Source organism: Pseudarthrobacter sp. MEB009 (assembly GCF_030208875.1).
Lineage (GTDB): Bacteria > Actinomycetota > Actinomycetes > Actinomycetales > Micrococcaceae > Arthrobacter.
In genome coordinates this window covers 12434-27186 of the sequence record NZ_JARVTC010000004.1, presented here as the reverse complement: position 1 = coordinate 27186, position 14753 = coordinate 12434, and the positions used below count along the sequence as shown (strand labels likewise).

The window sequence follows — 14753 nt, the reverse complement described above, 5'->3', positions numbered from 1 at the left end:
TCCCCCATGCCAAGGAAGCCAGGAAAACATGCCGTATTCAATCCAGCTCTACACCCTGCGTGATGCCATGTCCGCGGACCTGCCCGGAACCATCCGCAAGGTAGCGGAAATCGGCTTTACCCAGGTGGAGCCGTACAACTTTGTGGCCACAGCCCAGGAGCTCGGTGCGGCGTTGAAGGAAAACGGCCTGGCGGCCCCGTCCGGCCACGCTCCGCTGCTCAGCCAGGACCAGGACCAGATTTTCGCGGCAGCCAGGGAACTTGGCATCACCACGGTGATTGATCCGTTCATCGGCGCAGAGCACTGGCAGGAAGCCGCCGACATCGAGGCGACGGCAGCGAAGTTGAACGACGCCGCCAAAAAGGGTGCGGACTACGGCATCCGGGTGGGCTACCACAACCACCAGTGGGAGCTGGAGTCCACCATCGGGGACCAGACGGCGCTGGAATACTTTGCCGGCCTGCTGGATCCGGAGGTTGTCCTGGAAGTGGACACGTACTGGGTTGGGGTGGGCGGCCAGGATCCGGTGGCGGTGCTTGAAAGGCTTGGCGACCGGGTGAAGCTGATCCACATCAAGGACGGTCCGCTCACCACCGACACCAAAGCCCAGCAGCCGGCCGGCCAGGGCCTGGTCCCGGTCCTTGACGTCATTGCCGCCGTGAAGTCCCTGGAGGTAGGCGTGGTGGAATTCGACGACTATGACGGCGACATTTTTGCGGGCATCGCCGCTTCCCTGGCCTTCCTCACCGCCAACACCCCCGCAGGAGCCAGCGCATGAGCACCCCTTCAGCAACAACCCGCCGCGGACCCGTGGGCGTCGCCGTCATCGGCGCCGGCAACATCTCCAAGGCCTACCTGGACAACCTCACTACCTTCCCCGACCTGAAAGTCCTGGTCATCGCAGACCTCTTCGTTGAGGCAGCCGAGGCCCGCGCCAAGGAATACGGCGTCCCCGAATGGGGCGGCCCGGACGCCGCCCTGAACCATCCCGACGTCGAAATCATCGTTAACCTGACCATCCCCGCCGCCCACGTGGAGGTTGCCACCGCGGCGGTCAAAGCCGGAAAACATGTCTGGACCGAAAAGCCGTTCAGCCTGGATCGGGAATCGGGCCTGGGTCTGCTGAAGGTTGCGGACGCCGCCGGCATCCGGCTCGGTTGTGCTCCGGACACGTTCCTGGGCGCAGGCCTGCAGACCGCCCTGCGGCTGATCCAGCGCGGGGATATCGGCACGCCGCTGACCGCAATGACCACGTTCCAGACTCCTGGCCCGGAATCGTGGCACCCCAACCCGGCCTTCCTTTTCCAGTACGGCGCCGGTCCCCTGTTCGACATGGGGCCGTACTACCTCACCACACTGGTCCAGGCCTTCGGGTCCATCAACAAGGTGGCCGCCGTCGGCTCGAAGGCCAAGGAGGTGCGCGTGATCGGTTCCGGTCCCAAGGCAGGCGAGGAATTCACCGTCGAGGTCCCCACCCACGTCTCCGCGATGGCGCTCTTCGACTCCGGCGCATCCTCGCACAGCGTCTTCTCCTTCGAATCCCCCCGCGTCCGGATGGGCTTTGTGGAAATCACCGGCACCGAAGCAACCATTTCCCTCCCGGACCCCAATAATTTCGACGGCGACATCCGGCTCTGGCGCGCGGGAGACGACGAGTGGACCGTTATCCCCGCGACCGGTCCGGCCAACGGCCGCGGCATGGGGGTCCTGGACATGGCCAGGTCCCTCCGCGCCGGGGTCCAGCACCGCGCCACCGGCGAACTGGCCTACCACGTGCTGGACAGCATGGTCTCCATCGCGGAATCCGTGGAAACCGGCACGTTCGTGGACGTAGCCAGCACGGCCGGCACCGCACCCGCCCTCCCCGAGGACTGGGCGCCGGAAACCGCAACCCTCTAACCGAAGCGAAGCAGGCACACCTTTATGCGCACTCCCGAAACCCCTACCGCACAGCCACCCGCAGCAGCGGACCGGCCATTGGGCGTGGCCATGATCGGCTACGCCTTTATGGGCAAGGCCCATTCGAACGCGTGGCGGAATGTGGCCAGCTTCTTCGACGTACCCGCCATCGAGCAGAAGGTGCTGGTGGGCCGGGACGCTGGTGCGGTGGCCGAGGCCGCAGCCCGGTACGGGTGGGCGGAGTCAGCCACCGACTGGCGTGAGGTCATCGCGCGGGACGATATCGACATCGTGGACATCTGCGCGCCCGGGTGGATGCATGCCGAAATCGCCATCGCGGCGCTCGCAGCCAACAAGCATGTCCTGCTGGAGAAGCCCCTGGCCAACACCCTCGCCGAGGCGGAAACCATGACCACCGCCGCGGCGGCCGCCCGGGCACGGAACGTGCAGTCGATGGTGGGGTTCAACTACCGCCGGGTGCCTGCCCTGGCACTGGCCCGGGAGCTCATTGCGGAAGGAAGGGTAGGGAGCGTGCGGCAGGTCCGGGCAGCCTACCTGCAGGACTGGCTGGCTGATGTCCAGGCGCCCATGACCTGGCGGCTGCGCAAGGAAACCGCCGGATCAGGGGCACTGGGGGACATCGCCTCGCACGCCATCGACCAGGTGCTGTTCCTGCTGGGCGATTCGGTCACCGGGGTTTCGGGCCGCCTCCACACGTTCGTGGACCAGAGGCCCGGCCCGGACGGACTGGAACCCGTCACTGTCGACGACGCCGCATGGGCCACCCTCACCCTCGCCTCCGGCGCCATCGCGTCGGTGGAGGTCTCCCGGGTTGCCACCGGAAGGAAGAACGCCCTGACGGTGGAAATCTATGGAGACAAGGGCGCCCTCCGCTTTGACCTTGAGAACCTGAACGAACTCGAATTCCTCGATGCCACAGCCCCTGCCCGGGAGCAGGGTTTCCGCCGGATCCTGGTCAACGAACCGGAACACCCCTACCTGGCCGCGTGGTGGCCGCAGGGCCACATCATCGGCTGGGAGCACACCTTCACCCACCAGATCCGCGATTTCCTGCTGGCGGTCCAGGGCGGGCACGCCCCGTCCCCGTCGTTCCAGGACGGGCTGAACGTCCAGTACATCCTTGACGCCGTGGTGGAATCCGCCGCGGCAAACAGCACCAGCATCCACGTCGACGGCCGCAGCACCAGCGTCGCCGATACCGTCCCCGAAGGAGCCTGACCATGCCCCGCCCCTACACCCTGTTCACCGGCCAGTGGGCCGACCTGCCCTTCGAGGAAGTGGCCCGCCTGGCATCAGGCTGGGGCTACGACGGCCTGGAAATCGCCGTCTCCGGAGACCACCTGGACGCCTGGCGCTGGGACGAACCAGGCTACGTCGAGTCAAAACTTGCCATCCTGGCGAAGTACAACCTGAAGGTCTGGGCCATCTCCAACCACCTCAAGGGCCAGGCCGTGTGCGATGATCCCATCGATTTCCGCCACGAGGCGATCGTGGGGTCCAAGGTCTGGGGCGACGGCGACCCCGAAGGCGTCCGCCAGCGCGCCGCCGAGGAAATGAAACACACCGCCCGGCTCGCCAAGGCACTGGGTGTGGACACCGTCGTCGGCTTCACCGGCTCCTCCATCTGGCAGTACGTCGCGATGTTCCCGCCTGTCCCGGAAAAGGTGATCGACGCCGGCTACCAGGACTTCGCCGACCGGTGGAACCCCATCCTGGACGTGTTTGATGAGTGCGGTGTCCGCTTCGCCCACGAAGTCCACCCGTCCGAGATCGCCTATGACTACTGGACCACCGTGCGCACCCTTGAGGCGATCGGCCACCGTGAAGCCTTCGGCTTGAACTGGGACCCGTCCCACTTCATGTGGCAGGGCATCGACCCCGTCTCCTTCATCTGGGACTTCAAGGACCGGATCTACCACGTGGACTGCAAGGACACCAAGCTCCGCCCCACCGGCCGGAACACGGTCATGGGCTCCCACCTCCCCTGGGGCGACCCCCGCCGAGGCTGGGACTTCGTCTCCGCCGGGCGCGGCGACGTGCCCTGGGAATCATCGTTCCGGGCCCTGACCGCCATCGGCTACACCGGCCCCATCAGCGTTGAATGGGAAGACGCCGGCATGGACCGCCTCCACGGCGCACCCGAAGCCCTCGCCGCGCTCAAGAAGTTCGACTTCCCCGCCTCCCAGACCTCCTTCGACGCCGCGTTCAGCAGCGGCGACTAGAACGGACTAGCCCGGAACTGCCTGGACATACGGAAAGCCCACGCTCAGCGAGAGTGGGCTTTCCGTATGTCCCACCAGCGATGCTCTGCTGGTCCTGCCGCTGTTGCTCGTCGCCAGTGTTGAGGCGCCCGCCCGGATCCCGGAGCAGTCCGAAGGATCTTCCCCGTCGCCCGGGCTGTTTCTGCCACCGGCAGCGTCAGTCCTGGGGGAATGGGGGTGGCCCAAGAATTTCGATGCCGCCGTTAAGGCGCCCGGATTCGCGGATGCGGTCAAAGTCAACCACGCCAGACCCGCTCGCGGAGTCGAGAGGTTCGCTGGCACCGTCGTAGAACGCCTGGGCGCTGCCAGGGGTGTGGAGGCACAAAACACGGGTCCCGTCCTGGAGGACTTTGAAGGCATGCGGGACGCCGCGGGGCGCGATTGTCACCCCACCGGCGGCAACCCGGTGTTCTGCCCCGTCCACGTTCATCAGAATCTCGCCGGCCAGGATGTACATGGTCTCGTCTGACTCCGGGTGCGTGTGCAGGGGCGTGGTCTTGCCTGCCGTCATTTCGTCTTCAAACAGGAGGAACGCTCCCGCTGTTTCTTCCGCCGTCGCCTTCCATGTGTGCACCCCGCCACCGAAGAACCATCGCCGGGGCCCTTCTCCCGGCTGCCGGATGATCGCTGGTGCAGCTTTTGTCGTCTCCATGGTGGTCGCCTCGATACGTGGTTGGAAGACTTATGGGACTGATGTCCCATAACAAGACTCGTGTACCATAAAAGCTATGTCAAGACCTTATGCCGAGGCCGGCAGGACGGGCCAGAAGCGCCGTACCAGGGAAGCCCTGGTCGCGGCCGCACGCGAACTGGTTGCGGCCGGCACATCGCCGACCGTCGACGATGCCGCGTCCGCTGCCGGGATCTCAAGGAGCACCGCCTATCGGTATTTCACCGGCCAGCGGGAGTTGCTTGCGGCAGCTCATCCGGAAACCGGACGGACAACGCTGTTGCCTGCGTCTCCACCCGAGTCCGTCGCAGAACGGCTGGACGCGGTGATAGCTGAGTTCACCAGGCTGATTGTTGAAACTGAATCCCAGCAACGCACCATGCTTCGGCTTTCGCTTGAGCCGGCGGATGCTGCACCACGTGACCTGCCGCTGAGGAAGGGCCGGGCGATTGCCTGGATCACCGAGGCGCTTGCACCGCTCCAAGGGACAATGCCGGACCAGGACATCCATCGACTGGTCATGGCAATTCGAAGCGCCACCGGCATCGAGTCACTGGTCTGGCTTACTGACGTCGCGGGTTTGAGCCGGGAACAGGCCATCGCCTCGATGCGGTGGACCGCCGCGGCGCTGTTGTCCCAGGCCGTGGCACACGGGCTTCCATCACCGGCCTGAACCGGCACTGCCGCCTCCGTTGCATCCGTACCGACGGAAATTTATCCCGTGACGGTTGGCCACACCAAACGTGCGGAGACTGACCATCCCTACTGCAACTGCCCCACCCAGGCCGTGGCGATGGCGGTGAACGCTGGAAGCGCAGCCAGGAGCGCCGGCTCATCGGAAAAAGTTACCACAAACCGGTTCCGGTCCGCGCGCCGGAGCAATCCTGATGGATCTTCGATCATGATCTCCGGATGCCCCGGTTTGGGCTTCGCGCCGGTATGGAAAATGACCTGGACAACGGCGGCCCGGCGGAGGTTCATCGTCGCAAAATCATCCTTGAGGGCGAAGTTCGGGGCCTTCCACTTCACGGATTCCTGAACTTCCGGCGACAGCGAGGCGAGGACCCGCCGCAGCTGCTGAGCCCCGGCCTTCATCGGATGGTCCAAGGCCTCGAACCACGCATCCACATCGGTTAAGGTCATGCTTTATCATCCCCCGAATCAAGCAGCCGCAGCCGGCGACACCTGCAGGTTTGTTCACCACATGGTCCTCCCTGCCGGCGGGAAAGGCCTTGCCGTAAGGTGGCGGACAACCCACTGCACAGCGGCACGGACCGCCGCGTACCCACCCAGCATCAGCCGTTAGGGAATCTTCTTATGCAACGCATCACTTGGGGCATTATTGGCCCGGGAAACATTGCAGCGCGGTTCGCGGAGCAACTGGCAGCCAGCGCCACGGGGACCCTGTCCGCCGTCGCAAGCCGTAGCCTTGAGCGCGCCCGGTCGTTTGCCGACCGGTTCAGCACCGGCCAGGCGCCGGTTCGGACGTTCGGCTCCTACACCGAACTTTTCGCGGACCCGGGCATTGACGCTGTCTACATCGCAGTCCCCCACACCGAGCACGTAAGGCTCGTTGTCGAGGCCGCTGAGGCGGGCAAGCACATCGTTTGCGAGAAGCCCCTGTCCGTCGACAAAGCCGGAGCCCTCACTGCCATCGACGCCGCACAACGCGGCGGCGTTTACCTGGCGGAGGCGTACATGTACCGGTTCCACCCGCAGACCGAGCGGCTGGTCGATCTTGTCCGCACTGGCGCAATCGGCCAGGTCCAGCACATCGAGGCTTCCTTCGCCTTTGCCGCCGACGCCCCGCCCGAACACCGGCTCATGAACCCCGATCTCGCCGGCGGCGGCATTCTGGACGTTGGCGGCTACACCGTCTCCATGGCCCGGCTCATCGCCGGCGCCGCCAACGGCGAGCCCTTCGCCGAGCCCACCCACATCACGGCAGCGGGAACCATCGGGCCCACCGGCGTCGACGAATGGGCCACCGCGTCGCTCACCTTCGCCTCCGGCATCACCGCTCACCTGACCGCCGGCATCCGAGTCCAGGACGACAACCGCGTGGTGGTCTCTGGTTCAGCCGGCCGGATCGTCCTGGCCCAGCCGTGGCTCCCCAATCCGGACGCCGACACCATCATCGAGGTGCACCGGACAGACTCCGCAACAAACCACATCGCCATTCCCGCTGCCAAGCAGTACGCCCTGCAGGCCGACGCCGTCGCTGCCTTCCACGGCACCGGCCAGGCACCCCAGATGAACTGGGCGGACTCCCTCGGAACAGTCGAGGCCATGGACTGCTGGCGCGCTGCGATTGGTCTCCGCTACCCTTTCGAGCAAGCAACGACGGCGGCCGCAGCAAACCAGGCCTGACAGGCCGTGCGGGCTCCGCCTGCTTTTCCACTTAGGCGATGCAGGCCTGCGTGGATTCTGCCGCCGCACGGTGATTTACTTCGACAATGGCTGAGATGGTGGAACAGCACCCCAACGAACCGCACGAGCAGACCTTTGCCGCCCGGCTGAACTGGCTCAGGGCAGGTGTCCTGGGCGCCAATGACGGCATCGTGTCCGTTGCGGCAACGGTGGTGGGCGTGGCCGGGGTGACCAACGAGGCAACCCCCATCCTTGTGGCCGGCGCGGCTGCCGTGGTGGGCGGCGCCGTTTCCATGGCACTCGGAGAGTACGTCTCCGTCAGCAGCCAGAGCGACAGCCAACGCTCACTTATTGAAAAAGAACGCAAGGAACTCCGCGACGACCCGCAAGGGGAACTGGCTGAGCTCGCCGCGATGTACAGGGCCAAAGGCCTGTCCGATGCCACCGCGCAGACCGTGGCGCGGGAACTGACCGACCATGACGCTTTGCGTGCCCACCTGGAGGTGGAGCTTCGGATTGAGGAAGGTGAGGTTGCCAGTGCCTGGAACGCGGCCCTCGCCTCTGCAGTCGCCTTTACGGCCGGGGCCATTCTTCCATTGTTGGCGATCCTCCTTACCCCGGCAGGGGTGCGCGTACCCCTGACGTTCTTCGCCGTCGTTGTCGCCCTGGCGATCACCGGATCCGTCAGCGCCCGGATCGGTGGCAGCTCAAAACGCCGCGCAACCCTGCGGCTCGTGGTGGGAGGCGCCGTCGCCATGGCCTTCACGTACTGCGTCGGGCTGTTGCTGGGCACCACCGGAATCGCCTGACTGATCCCGCGCACCATGCCGGGACCGCAGAGTGGACTACGCGCGGACTACTCCTGACCGGCACCCATCTCCTGCATTCGTGCCCGCAGGCGCCGCCGTTGGTACACCAACCAAACCGTAGTGACGATGGGCAAAACCGGAACCACCGGCCTGTCCATCAACACCAGGACGACGAAACCTGCCCAAAGAACAGCGGTGACGACGGCGGCCGAGATCAGTGATTTGGGAAGTTGGCAGCGTCCAAAGCGATTCCCAGCAGCGCGGACCTCCTGTCCCCGTAATCAGGGAACCCGGAGACGCGCCTTCAGGCTTTCTGAAAATTCCGCAACTCCGGCCACAATGTCGACTGTCCCGTTGGACAGCACCCACTGGATCTGCAGGCCGTCGCTGACAGCTATGCATTCGCGGGCAACCAATTCCAGGTCAACATCCGGCCGGATTTCCCCTTTGTCCACGGCCGCCTGCCAGCGGGCAACCAGCGACTCCACCACGCCGTTGTATTGCCCGGCAAGGCGCGCGTGTGCGGGGCTGCTCGCGTCCGCCGCCTCAGAGATGGACAGCACAAAAAGCTCGATCAGGCCCGGCTGGTCGGTGAAACGCCGCGTTGCCTCCACCATCTGGTCCAGCACGGCCAGTCCTGATTCCGAGCCCGGTTGCGCCTCCCACCAGGACGCCGTTTCGATGAGGCGCCGCTCAGCGACGGCCTGGAGCAGCACCTTCTTACTGGGAAAGTGGTGCGCCAGGCCGCCCTCGCTGATGCCCACGGCCTCGGCGACCGCTGACATCGGCGTGGCGTGATAGCCGCCCGCACCGAACAGCCGCGTTGCGGTGTCGATGATCTTCTCGCGGCGCCGGAGTCCGGTTGGATAGCTGCCGCCACTGGCCTTCAGTCCCATGCTCTTTACGCTAACCCACGGGCCAAAGAGAAAAAACAGTGGTTCCACTTTTTTATGCCATACTGTCGGTACAACACCCGCTCATCACTCCCACAGGCCTTGTGTGCGAAGCATCCGGGCGGGCAGCACGCAGACAAAGGAGTTCCTGTGACTAACCTGATGGGGGCGGAAGTGCCCTTCGCCGCGGTGCTGGAAGGCGCGGGGTGGATCCGCCCCAACGAACCCGCCGACCCCGGCCCGGGCGCCCGCCCCGCCTACGTCCTCCGGCTCGATGTTGAGCTGCCCGACGACGTGGAAACGGCAACCCTCGCCGCAACGGCCCACGGCATCATCGAGGTTTTCCTGAACGGTCACAGGATTGGGGACGAAGAGCTGGTCCCTGGGTTCACGGCCTACCGCAAGCGGCTGCAGGTTTTTGAGTGGGACGTTGCCGGCTACCTTCACGGCGGAACCAACAGCATAGAGGTGCTCCTGAGCGACGGCTGGTTCCGTGGCCGGCACGGCTTTGAACGCCGCGCCAACGGATTTGGCGCCGAAACGGCCCTCCTGCTCGGACTGCAAGGAATGTCCCGGACAGGAACGCCGATCCGAGTCGTCTCAGACGCCGCTTGGCGTTCGGCCCCGAGCCACATTGTTCGTGCCGACCTCATGGACGGCCAAAGCGTTGACTTCCGCCGGCTCGACGACGGGGGCTGCTTCGCCGGACCCTGGTCACCGGCGCTTCCGGCAACCGGCGGCCTCTACGACGACCGGTCGCGGTTAATTCCGGCGGCTGCGCAACCGGTACGCCGGATCGAGACGCTTGCCGCTGTGGCGGTTACCTCGCCGAAGCCGGGTACCGCCGTCGTCGACTTCGGCCAGAACCTCAACGGCTGGGTGCGGCTGTCCGCCCTTGGCCCCAAGGACACCCGCCTGGTTCTGACGCATGGGGAAGCCCTCGACGGCGAGGGCATGGTCAGCACCGAAAACCTCCGGGCCTTCAATTTCGCCACCGGCGACCTCCTGCCGGCAGGCCAGGTTGACGAGGTCATTTCCGCCGGCCGGCCCGGTGACGTCTTCGAGCCGCGGCACACCACCCACGGATTCCGCTACGTCCAGGTCGAAGGCCTGCCGGGCCACCTCTCCCCCGGTGACATCTGCGCCGTTGTTGTCCATTCTGATCTGGCTCCCGCTGGCTCCTTCTCCTGCAGCGACAGGTCCCTTAACGCACTGCACACGGCCGGGGTGTGGAGCTTCAGGGGAAACGCCTGCGAAATACCCACTGACTGCCCACAACGGGAACGCTCCGGTTTCAGCGGCGACTGGCAGGTATTCGTCAGCACTGCAGCCCTCCTCTACGACGTCCGGGCCTTCTCGGACAAATGGCTCGCAGACCTCGCCGCCGATCAGTGGGCGGACGGACGGGTTCCCACCATCACACCCAACCCGGCCGGCGACCAGCCTTCCGGCGTGGTCTTTGAGGATCTGTCAGCCGGGTCAGCCGGCTGGGGTGACGCCGCAGTCCTGGTCCCTTGGGAACTCTGGCGGGCCTACGGCGACAAGGGCATCCTGCGCCGCCAATTGCCATCGATGCAGGCCTGGGTGGACTACGCGTCCCGCGCCGCAGCGGCCTCCCGGCATCCCGCCCGGGCTGAGCTCCGGCCTACCCCTGAGTCCTGGGAGGCCTTCCTCTGGGACACCGGATTCCACTTCGGCGAATGGTTGGAACCTGGCGTCCGCCCCGCGCCGGACCCCAGCGCGGACCACAGCATCGTCGCCACGGCCTTTCTGCACCGCTCTGCCTTCCTCCTTGCCGCCTCGGCAAAAGTACTGGGCGAACCGGAGATCGAAGCCAAATACGCGGCCATTGCAGCAGGGGCCCTGACGGCCTGGCGGCGCGAGTTCCTCACGGACATCGGCCTGCTCTCGCTGGAATCACAGGCAAACTATGCCCGGGGCCTGGCATTCGGGCTTTTTCCCGTTCCTCTCCGTGACAACGCTGCGGCGCGCCTCGGTGAGCTGGTCTCGCAGAACAACGGCCGCTTGGGCACCGGGTTCCTCAGCACCGGGCAACTGCTGCCCGCCCTTGCCGACCATGGCAGGGCGGAGCAGGCATACTCCCTCCTGCAGTCCACGGGATTCCCCTCCTGGCTGGGCATGCTGGAAAATGGCGCAACCACTGTGTGGGAGTGGTGGAACGGCGTCAGCGACGGCGACGTCCGTGGCTCCCTTAACCACTACAGCAAGGCCGCCGTCCTGTCCTTCCTCTACACCCATGTGGCCGGAATCCGGCTTGGGGAGCAGCCCACCGAGGCCGAGGCAGCGTACCGCCACGTCACCATCGCGCCGGTACCAGGCGGCGGGCTCGGCTGGGCCCGGGCCTCCCTGGCCACAACGCGTGGCCCGTTGTCATCTGCCTGGCGCATCGTTGACAGCACCTTCATCCTCGACATCGAGATACCTCCCGGCACCCGTGCGCGCATTGAACTGCCGGACGGCGCCGTCCTGGACATCGGAGCCGGCCAGCGCACCTTCAGCGTTCCGCTGCACCAGTCCGTCCCGGCGTAGGCGCGCGCAGGAACGGGTGTACCGGCCGGCACTGCACCGAGGCCGCGTATCCAGGCGCCGGCGCAGTAGTCACAATTGAATATGCGTCCCGCTGCGTTGCTTTGATCCGCAGATGAGGTACTACTGTGGCCTTGTGACCAGAATACGCATCGCTGAAGCAGCACGGTTCCTGGGTGTCAGCGACGACACCGTGCGGCGTTGGACGGACAACGGAACCCTTTCGCCCCACAAGGACGATTCCGGCCGCCTGGCCGTGGACGGACTCGAACTCGCCCAGCTGGCCCGGGAGCAGGCCCAGCTTCCGGATGACCCCACCAACATCGGCCGTTCCGCCCGCAACCGGTTCGTTGGGTTGGTCACCGGAATCACGGCCGACAAGGTCATGGCGCAGGTGGAACTGCAGTGCGGGCCCTTCCGGGTTGTATCCCTGATGAGCAGCGAAGCCGTCCGTGAACTCGGGCTGGAACTTGGTTCAGTGGCAACGGCCGTGGTCAAGGCCACCACAGTCATCGTCGAAACACCCCAAGGAAAGAGCATCATATGAGGATCACCCGCGGGACCATCCCGGCCCTCCTGGCTGCCGGGACCCTCGCCGCCGGCCTGGCGGCGTGCGGTGGCGGCAACGCCCCACCGTCAACCACCAGCACTCCCGGCACCACCGAAACGGCCAAGCTTTCGGGCACCGTCACCGTGTTCGCAGCAGCGTCTCTGAAGGCAACCTTCACCAAAATCGCCGCCGGATTCGAAGCAGCGAACCCCGGCACCAAAGTCACACTGAACTTCGCGGGCTCCTCGGACCTGGTCACCCAGATCACCCAGGGCGCCCCGGCTGACGTCTTCGCTTCGGCGGACACCAAAAACATGTCCAAGTTATCCGACGCGAAGCTCATCGACGGCGCAGCGGCCAACTTCGCCACCAACGTCCTCGAAATTGCCGTCCCGCCATCAAACCCAGCCAACATCACCTCCTTCGCAGACCTGGCCAAGCCAGACATCAAGGTTGTTGTCTGCGCCCCGCAGGTCCCCTGTGGCTCCGCCACCGAAACCATCGAAAAGGCGACCGGCACCAGCCTGGCCCCGGTCAGCGAGGAATCCTCCGTCACCGATGTCCTCGGGAAGGTCACTTCCCAGGAAGCCGACGCCGGACTGGTCTACGTCACGGACGTCAAAACCGCGGGCGACAAGGTCAAGGGCATCCCGTTCACAGAATCGGACAAGGCCGTCAACACCTACCCGATCGCCACCGTCGGGGAGAGCAAAAACAAGCAACTGGCCCAGGCGTTCATCGACGCAGTGATCGGCGCTGAAGGCAAAAAGGTCCTCACCGACGCCGGTTTCGGAACGCCGTAACCCAGCGGATGCCATCACGCAGCCGGAACGGCTACACAGGGGTCCCGCCGTGGATTTACGCCATCGCGGCAGCAGGGGCGCTCTTTGTCCTGCTGCCGCTGGCAGCCATGGTGGCAAAGGTCAACTGGAACCAGTTCATCCCACTCATTACGTCCGAGTCCTCGCTCACGGCCTTGGGCCTGAGCCTGCGCACCTCGGCAACCAGCACCGCGCTGTGCGTTGTCCTCGGCGTTCCACTCGCGCTTGTGCTGGCCCGCGGAAGCTTCCCCGGGCAACGCCTGCTGCGCGCTTTTGTGCTGCTGCCGCTGGTGCTGCCACCTGTGGTGGGCGGCATCGCCCTGCTCTACACCTTCGGCCGCCAAGGGCTCCTGGGGAAATCCCTCGAAGTGGCCGGCATCCAGATTGCCTTCTCCACCACGGCCGTTGTCCTGGCCCAGACCTTTGTGGCCCTCCCCTTCCTGGTGGTCAGCCTCGAAGGAGCCCTTCGTACTGCCGGGACCAAATACGAAGCGGTCGCCGCCACCCTCGGCGCCCGGCCCACCACGGTCCTGCGCCGGGTCAGCATCCCCCTCGTTCTGCCAGGACTCGCGTCAGGTGCCGTATTGTCCTTCGCCCGCTGCCTCGGCGAATTCGGCGCAACCCTGACCTTCGCGGGAAGCCTGCAGGGGGTCACCAGGACCCTCCCGCTCGAAATTTACCTGCAACGCGAAACCGACGCCGACGCCGCCGTTGCGCTCTCCCTTGTCCTGGTCGCCGTGGCGGTGGCCGTCGTCGGGCTTTCCTACCGGCGTTCCCGTCCGCTACCGGCCAAGGAGGCAACCAGCCCATGACCTTCGAGCTGAACGCGACGCTGCCTGCCCGCAATTTCGATGTCTCCCTCGCCCTTGGAGCGACTGAGACCGTCGCGATCCTTGGGCCCAACGGCGCCGGGAAGTCAACGCTCCTGGGGATCATCGCCGGGCTGCTCCGCCCCGACACGGGCAGATCCGCACTCGGCGACACAATACTGTTCGACACCGATGCCGGCGTGTTCACCCCTCCGCACCAGCGCGGCACCGCCCTCCTGGCCCAGGAGCCGCTGCTCTTCCCGCATCTGAGCGTCCTGGAGAATGTGGCCTTTGGCCCGCGGGCAACAGGCGCGTCCCGCAGGGAAGCCCACCACACCGCAGACCACTGGCTGGCCGAAGTCGACGCCACGGAGTTCGGTCAGCGGCGACCCGGGCAACTCTCCGGCGGCCAGGCACAGCGGATCGCCGTGGCCCGCGCCCTGGCCACCAATCCGGACCTGCTGCTCCTCGACGAGCCCATGTCCGCACTCGACATCCACGCCGCCCCCCTGCTGCGCCGACTCCTTAAACGCGTACTTGCCGGCCGGAAAGCCATCATCATCACCCACGATGTACTGGACGCCCTGATGCTCGCCGACCGGGTCATTGTCATCGAAAACGGCCACATCACCGAACAGGGGCCCACCCGGGACGTCCTGGCAAAACCCCGGAGCCGGTTCGCCGCGGGCCTGGCCGGCCTGAACCTCCTGACGGGGACCATCACCGATGACGGCCTCGCCAGCGACGACGGCCGCCACATCGCCGGGCACCTGGACGGCAACAGCACCCCCGGCAGCCAGGGGGCAGCGGCTTTCCCGCCCGCTGCGGTCTCCATCTATCCGACGGCGGAACACGGCAGCCCCCGGAACGCTTTCCAAGTGACCATTACGGACCTCGAACCCCACGGCGACCTGATCCGGGCCCGGGCCGGGAACCTCTCCGCCGACGTCACCCCCGCCGCTTCGGCCGACCTTGGCCTCACGCCGGGAAGCACCGTCTACTTCGTCATCAAAGCCGCCGCCGTGACCGTCTACCCTGCCTGAGACAGCACGGCGCCAAAAATAGCGGTCTCCCGGAACGCCTTGCTGTGGTCCAATAGGAAG

15 protein-coding genes are annotated in these 14753 nt (G+C 65.9%); 12 read left to right on the top strand and 3 right to left on the bottom strand.

The genetic code is table 11. The features are described from left to right. Positions 1-28: 28 nt before the first annotated feature. The 4 genes from QRN07_RS02110 to QRN07_RS02095 are packed head-to-tail and all read left to right on the top strand — an operon-like array spanning position 29 to position 4142. On the top strand, positions 29-778 hold the full coding sequence (locus QRN07_RS02110; RefSeq protein WP_285240253.1) for a sugar phosphate isomerase/epimerase family protein: 750 nt from the start codon (positions 29-31) through the stop codon (positions 776-778). Continuing rightward, positions 775-1899 (top strand): Gfo/Idh/MocA family protein, encoded by a 1125-nt coding sequence (locus QRN07_RS02105; protein ID WP_050685201.1) that lies wholly within the window; start codon positions 775-777, stop codon positions 1897-1899. Before QRN07_RS02110 ends, QRN07_RS02105 begins: the two co-directional genes overlap by 4 nt. Before the next feature lie 24 nt (positions 1900-1923). Beyond that, positions 1924-3138 (top strand): Gfo/Idh/MocA family protein, encoded by a 1215-nt coding sequence (locus tag QRN07_RS02100; protein WP_285240252.1) that lies wholly within the window; start codon positions 1924-1926, stop codon positions 3136-3138. Positions 3139-3140: 2 nt separating this feature from the next. Next, entirely contained in the window at positions 3141-4142 is a 1002-nt protein-coding gene (locus tag QRN07_RS02095) for a sugar phosphate isomerase/epimerase family protein (RefSeq protein ID WP_056599833.1), read from the top strand. A 196-nt stretch (positions 4143-4338) separates the two neighbouring features. On the opposite strand, the gene QRN07_RS02090 is transcribed toward QRN07_RS02095, so the two are convergent. After that, positions 4339-4833 (bottom strand): cupin domain-containing protein, encoded by a 495-nt coding sequence (locus QRN07_RS02090; RefSeq protein WP_285240251.1) that lies wholly within the window; start codon positions 4831-4833, stop codon positions 4339-4341. Positions 4834-4909: 76 nt separating this feature from the next. Here QRN07_RS02090 and QRN07_RS02085 point away from each other — a divergent pair, with 76 nt between their 5' ends. Then, positions 4910-5524 (top strand): TetR/AcrR family transcriptional regulator, encoded by a 615-nt coding sequence (locus QRN07_RS02085; protein ID WP_050685205.1) that lies wholly within the window; start codon positions 4910-4912, stop codon positions 5522-5524. 89 nt (positions 5525-5613) lie between these two features. On the opposite strand, the gene QRN07_RS02080 is transcribed toward QRN07_RS02085, so the two are convergent. After that, on the bottom strand, positions 5614-5994 hold the full coding sequence (locus QRN07_RS02080; RefSeq protein WP_050685206.1) for a DUF1801 domain-containing protein: 381 nt from the start codon (positions 5992-5994) through the stop codon (positions 5614-5616). A 174-nt stretch (positions 5995-6168) separates the two neighbouring features. On the opposite strand from QRN07_RS02080, the gene QRN07_RS02075 reads away from it, so the two are divergent. Both QRN07_RS02075 and QRN07_RS02070 read left to right on the top strand, forming a co-directional pair. Continuing rightward, positions 6169-7221: a Gfo/Idh/MocA family protein gene (locus QRN07_RS02075; RefSeq protein WP_056599830.1), complete on the top strand. Its 1053-nt coding sequence runs from the start codon at positions 6169-6171 to the stop codon at positions 7219-7221. A gap of 86 nt (positions 7222-7307) precedes the next feature. Next, positions 7308-8030: a VIT1/CCC1 transporter family protein gene (locus tag QRN07_RS02070; RefSeq protein WP_050685208.1), complete on the top strand. Its 723-nt coding sequence runs from the start codon at positions 7308-7310 to the stop codon at positions 8028-8030. Between the two features lie 281 nt (positions 8031-8311). Here the strand turns inward: QRN07_RS02070 and QRN07_RS02065 are convergent, their stop codons facing one another. Then, complete coding sequence (locus tag QRN07_RS02065) at positions 8312-8926, bottom strand: TetR/AcrR family transcriptional regulator (RefSeq protein WP_285240250.1); 615 nt, start codon at positions 8924-8926, stop codon at positions 8312-8314. Between the two features lie 147 nt (positions 8927-9073). Here QRN07_RS02065 and QRN07_RS02060 point away from each other — a divergent pair, with 147 nt between their 5' ends. From QRN07_RS02060 to QRN07_RS02040, 5 genes are all read left to right on the top strand, one after another. Further along, entirely contained in the window at positions 9074-11473 is a 2400-nt protein-coding gene (locus QRN07_RS02060; RefSeq protein WP_285240249.1) for an alpha-L-rhamnosidase, read from the top strand. A gap of 133 nt (positions 11474-11606) precedes the next feature. Next, complete coding sequence (locus QRN07_RS02055) at positions 11607-12017, top strand: TOBE domain-containing protein (protein ID WP_050685229.1); 411 nt, start codon at positions 11607-11609, stop codon at positions 12015-12017. Then, positions 12014-12823 carry a molybdate ABC transporter substrate-binding protein gene (gene modA / locus QRN07_RS02050; protein ID WP_285240248.1) on the top strand — a complete coding sequence of 270 codons (810 nt, stop codon included), beginning with the start codon at positions 12014-12016 and terminating at the stop codon, positions 12821-12823. The genes QRN07_RS02055 and modA overlap by 4 nt, the downstream gene beginning before the upstream one ends. Before the next feature lie 8 nt (positions 12824-12831). After that, a complete protein-coding gene (locus tag QRN07_RS02045) occupies positions 12832-13653 on the top strand; it encodes an ABC transporter permease (protein WP_285240247.1) in 822 nt (273 codons plus the stop codon). Next, a complete protein-coding gene (locus QRN07_RS02040) occupies positions 13650-14693 on the top strand; it encodes a sulfate/molybdate ABC transporter ATP-binding protein (protein ID WP_285240246.1) in 1044 nt (347 codons plus the stop codon). Before QRN07_RS02045 ends, QRN07_RS02040 begins: the two co-directional genes overlap by 4 nt. Positions 14694-14753 lie beyond the last annotated feature (60 nt).

Excerpts from the sequence above, each read along its gene's own strand:
- QRN07_RS02110 (WP_285240253.1), top strand. The coding sequence starts at position 29 with ATGCCGTATTCAATCCAGCTCTACACCCTGCGTGATGCCATGTCCGCG.
- QRN07_RS02105 (WP_050685201.1), top strand. The coding sequence starts at position 775 with ATGAGCACCCCTTCAGCAACAACCCGCCGCGGACCCGTGGGCGTCGCC.
- QRN07_RS02100 (WP_285240252.1), top strand. The coding sequence starts at position 1,924 with ATGCGCACTCCCGAAACCCCTACCGCACAGCCACCCGCAGCAGCGGAC.
- QRN07_RS02095 (WP_056599833.1), top strand. The coding sequence starts at position 3,141 with ATGCCCCGCCCCTACACCCTGTTCACCGGCCAGTGGGCCGACCTGCCC.
- QRN07_RS02090 (WP_285240251.1), bottom strand. The coding sequence starts at position 4,833 with ATGGAGACGACAAAAGCTGCACCAGCGATCATCCGGCAGCCGGGAGAA.
- QRN07_RS02085 (WP_050685205.1), top strand. The coding sequence starts at position 4,910 with ATGTCAAGACCTTATGCCGAGGCCGGCAGGACGGGCCAGAAGCGCCGT.
- QRN07_RS02080 (WP_050685206.1), bottom strand. The coding sequence starts at position 5,994 with ATGACCTTAACCGATGTGGATGCGTGGTTCGAGGCCTTGGACCATCCG.
- QRN07_RS02075 (WP_056599830.1), top strand. The coding sequence starts at position 6,169 with ATGCAACGCATCACTTGGGGCATTATTGGCCCGGGAAACATTGCAGCG.
- QRN07_RS02070 (WP_050685208.1), top strand. The coding sequence starts at position 7,308 with ATGGCTGAGATGGTGGAACAGCACCCCAACGAACCGCACGAGCAGACC.
- QRN07_RS02065 (WP_285240250.1), bottom strand. The coding sequence starts at position 8,926 with ATGGGACTGAAGGCCAGTGGCGGCAGCTATCCAACCGGACTCCGGCGC.
- modA (WP_285240248.1), top strand. The coding sequence starts at position 12,014 with ATGAGGATCACCCGCGGGACCATCCCGGCCCTCCTGGCTGCCGGGACC.
- QRN07_RS02045 (WP_285240247.1), top strand. The coding sequence starts at position 12,832 with ATGCCATCACGCAGCCGGAACGGCTACACAGGGGTCCCGCCGTGGATT.
- QRN07_RS02040 (WP_285240246.1), top strand. The coding sequence starts at position 13,650 with ATGACCTTCGAGCTGAACGCGACGCTGCCTGCCCGCAATTTCGATGTC.